Source organism: Streptomyces synnematoformans, from assembly GCF_039531005.1.
Classification (GTDB): domain Bacteria; phylum Actinomycetota; class Actinomycetes; order Streptomycetales; family Streptomycetaceae; genus Streptomyces; species Streptomyces synnematoformans.
Map to the genome: position 1 here is coordinate 1 of NZ_BAAAPF010000484.1, position 3,540 is coordinate 3,540.

4 protein-coding genes are annotated in these 3,540 nt (G+C 74.7%); 3 read left to right on the forward strand and 1 reads right to left on the reverse strand.

The features are described from left to right. The 3 genes from ABD317_RS34785 to ABD317_RS34795 form a co-directional block, all read left to right on the forward strand. A partial coding sequence (locus ABD317_RS34785) for a S1C family serine protease (protein WP_344295574.1) occupies positions 1-531 on the forward strand: 531 nt, incomplete at its 5' end. A 9-nt stretch (positions 532-540) separates the two neighbouring features. Beyond that, positions 541-1,212 (forward strand): response regulator, encoded by a 672-nt coding sequence (locus ABD317_RS34790; RefSeq protein WP_027757174.1) that lies wholly within the window; start codon positions 541-543, stop codon positions 1,210-1,212. Beyond that, positions 1,209-2,480: a sensor histidine kinase gene (locus ABD317_RS34795; RefSeq protein WP_344295581.1), complete on the forward strand. Its 1,272-nt coding sequence runs from the start codon at positions 1,209-1,211 to the stop codon at positions 2,478-2,480. Before ABD317_RS34790 ends, ABD317_RS34795 begins: the two co-directional genes overlap by 4 nt. A 55-nt stretch (positions 2,481-2,535) precedes the next feature. Here the strand turns inward: ABD317_RS34795 and ABD317_RS34800 are convergent, their stop codons facing one another. After that, positions 2,536-3,207, reverse strand: coding sequence for a lysophospholipid acyltransferase family protein (locus ABD317_RS34800; protein WP_344295584.1), 672 nt, complete (start codon positions 3,205-3,207; stop codon positions 2,536-2,538). Between the last annotated feature and the right edge of the window lie 333 nt (positions 3,208-3,540).

Consider the following 3,540-nt stretch of genomic DNA (forward strand, 5'->3'; position numbering starts at 1 on the left):
CGGCAGGGCTCCGGCTTCGTCTTCGACGACCGCGGCCGCGTCCTCACCAACGCCCACGTCGTCGGCGGCGCCACCGACGCCTCCGTCGTGCTGCACAGCGGGCGCCGCCTCGACGCGGAGGTGCTCGGCCGCGACACCGGCCGGGACGTGGCGGTGCTGGAGGTGACCGGCCCGTACGCCCCGCGCCCGCTGCCCCGGGGCCGCTCCGCGGACCTGGCCGTCGCCGACTCCGTCCTCGCCATCGGCTCGCCGCTGGGCCTGTCCGGCACGGTCACCTCCGGCATCGTCAGCGCCGTGGACCGCGAGGTCTCCCTCGGCGAGGGCGGCCGGCAGCGCGCGGTGCAGACCGACGCCTCCATCAACCCCGGCAACTCCGGCGGCCCGCTGGTGGACGCGCGCGGGCGGGTCGTCGGCATCAACACCGCCATCGCCTCGCTGGACCGGGGCAGGGGCGGCTCGATCGGCATCGGCTTCGCCGTGCCGGTGGAGGACGCGGTCCGGGCGGCGGACTCGATCATCGACGGGGATTAGGTTCGTGTCATGCGGATTCTCGTGGTCGAGGACGAAGAGGACCTGGTGGGCGCGCTCAGGGTGGGGCTCGTACGCTCCGGGTACGCGGTCGACACGGTCGCCGACGTGGACGGCGCGCTGGAGAAGCTCGGGGTCAACGAGTACGACCTCGTGCTGCTCGACCTCACCCTGCCCGACGGCGACGGCCTCGCCGTCTGCCGGGAGATACGCGCGGCCCCCGGCGGGCCGCGGATCCTGATGCTCACCGCCCGCGACCGCCTCGCCGACCGGGTGCGGGGCCTCGACGCGGGCGCCGACGACTACCTCGTCAAGCCGTTCGCGCTGCCGGAGCTGCTGGCCCGGATACGGGCCCTGCTGCGCCGCGACGAGGGCGGCACCTCCGTCGTGGAGGTCGGCGAACTGCGGCTGGACACCGCCCGGTTCGAGGCGTACCGCGGGACCCGCCCGCTGCGGCTGACCCCCAAGGAGTTCGGCGTGCTGCACTACCTGATGACCCGGCCCGGCCGGGTCGTCTCCGCCGAGGAGCTGCTGGAGCACGTCTGGGACGAGAACGCCGACCCGTTCACCAACACCGTGCGGGTCACGGTCGGATCGCTGCGCCGCAAGGTCACCGGCCAGGACGAGCCGCTTATCGAGACCGTCATCAGGCACGGCTACCGGCTCAAGGAGGAGACGCCGTGAGGCGGCCCCGGCTGCCGCTGCCGGCGTTCGTCCACACCATCCGCTTCCGGCTCACCGTGCTGTACTCGGTGCTGGTGTTCTGCCTGACCGCGCTGGTCCTCGGCGGCGCCTACGTCGCCGTGCAGCGCAGCGGCGACGCCCACCCCGTCAGCAAGGAGCTGGAGGCCGAGAAGCAGATCGACGGCGTGGCCGTCGGCCGGATCGACGTCGTCAAGGCCGAGGACGTCGAGGCCGCCGTCAACTACGAGACACTGGGCAACCTGCGCAACTTCTCCTTCGCCGTCCTCGGTGGCGTGGCCGTCGCCAGCCTCGGCACCGGCTGGGTGCTCTCCGGCCGGGCACTGCGCCCCGTCCGCGCCATCGCCCGTACCGCCGAGGAGATCCAGGCCGGCAGCGACCTGTCCCGCCGCATCCGGCTCGACGGCCCGCGCGACGAGCTGCGCATGGTCGCCGACACCGTCGACTCCATGCTCGACCGGCTCGACGGCGCCTTCGCCGCGCAGCGCCAGCTCGTCGACGACGCCTCGCACGAGCTGCGCACCCCGCTGGCCATCATCCGGGCCAACCTCGACGCGGTGCTCACGGTCGAGGAGTCGGAGCCGGAGGAGCGCCGGCGCGCCGTCGCCGTCGTCGACCGGGCCACGACGCGGATGACGCGGCTGGTGGAGGACCTGCTCGCCACCGCGCGGCGGTCGGCCGCCGCGTTCGCCGACGCGGACGTGGACCTGGCGGCGGTCGCGGACGAGGTGTGCGAGGAGTTCGCGCCGCTGGCGGCGGAGCGGGGGCTGGTCATCCGGCGGCGGCTGGACGAGGGCCTGGTGCTGATCGGCGACCCGTACGCGCTGCGCCGGGCCGTCGGCAACCTGCTCTCCAACGCGGTGCGCCTCGCGCCGGCCGGCACCCGCGTCACCGTCGCGGCCGGCCGGGCGGAGGGCTGGCTGTGGATCGCCGTGCAGGACGCCGGGCCGGGCATCGGCGAGGGCGAGCAGGCCCGGGTCTTCGACCGGTTCTGGCGCGGCGACACCGGCCAGGAGGGCCGCCCCCGGGACCGGCACGCGGGGCTGGGGCTGGCGATCGTGCGGCAGATCGTGGAGTCGCACGGCGGCCGCCCGCGGCTGTTCTCGCGGGTGGGCGCGGGCAGCACGTTCGTGCTGTGGCTGCCGGAGGTGGGCGCGGAGGCCGGCGCCCGCGGGGCCGCCGGGCCGCCGGACGGGCTGCCCGCGGAGATGCGCGACCCGGAGGGCGACGCGGAGGTGCTGGAGAAGTAGCCGCCGCGCTGCGGGGCGGCGGCGGCCGTACGGTACGGACCGGGGCGGCGGACCCCTAGGCCGCGGACTTGACCTTTGTGGCGTACACGTCGACGTACTCCTGCCCGGAGAGCCGCATGACCTCGCTCATCACCTCGTCGGCCACGGCCCGCAGCACGTACCGGTCGCGGTCCATGCCCTCGTAGCGGGAGAAGTCCAGCGGCGGCGCGAAGCGGACCGTGAAGCGGGCGATGCGCGGCCGGCCCGAGCCGCCCGGCTGGATCTTCTCCGTGCCGACCATCGCGAACGGCACCACCGGCGCGCCGGTCATCAGCGTCAGCCGCGCCACGCCCGTACGCGCCCGGTACAGCCGGCCGTCGGGGGAGCGGGTGCCCTCCGGGTAGATGGCGAAGACCCGGCCCTCCTCCAGGATCCGGCGGCCGGTCATCAGCGCCGCGACGCCGCCGCGGCCGCCGTCCCGGTCCACCGGGATCATCCCGACCGAGGTGAAGAACCAGGCCATCAGCCGGCCCTTGACGCCCCTGCCGGTGACGTACTCGTCCTTGCCGATGAAGAACACCGGCCGCTTCACCACCAGGCCGAGGAACATCGAGTCGACGAACGTGAGGTGGTTGCCGGCGAGGACGACCGGACCCGTCCCGGGAATGTGCTCGTGGCCCTCCACCCGCGGGCGGTACAGGACACGCATGAGCAAGCCGAGAAACGCCTTGATCAGGATGCGGAACAAGGGAGGATCCTCCGGTCGGGACGGTGACGCTTGCGACCATACTCGCCTGCCCGCGCGGTGCCCACTCCGGTTCAACCGCCCGGGACGCAGTGTTGCCGACGATTTCACGAGCGCGCCGCCGCACGTCTCCCGCGCCCCCGCCGGGGCGCCCTAACATCGGGCCGTCTTTTGTCGAGGCGCCGGTACGGCGCGGGTACGACGGAGAGGTAGCGGACATGAGCGACGGCGGTACGGAGCGGCGGAAGCCCGCCAGACGCGCGGTACTCGGCGCGGTGGCGCTGGGCGGCGCGGCGGGCGCGGCGGCCCGGCCCGGCACGGGGCGGGCCGCGGGCC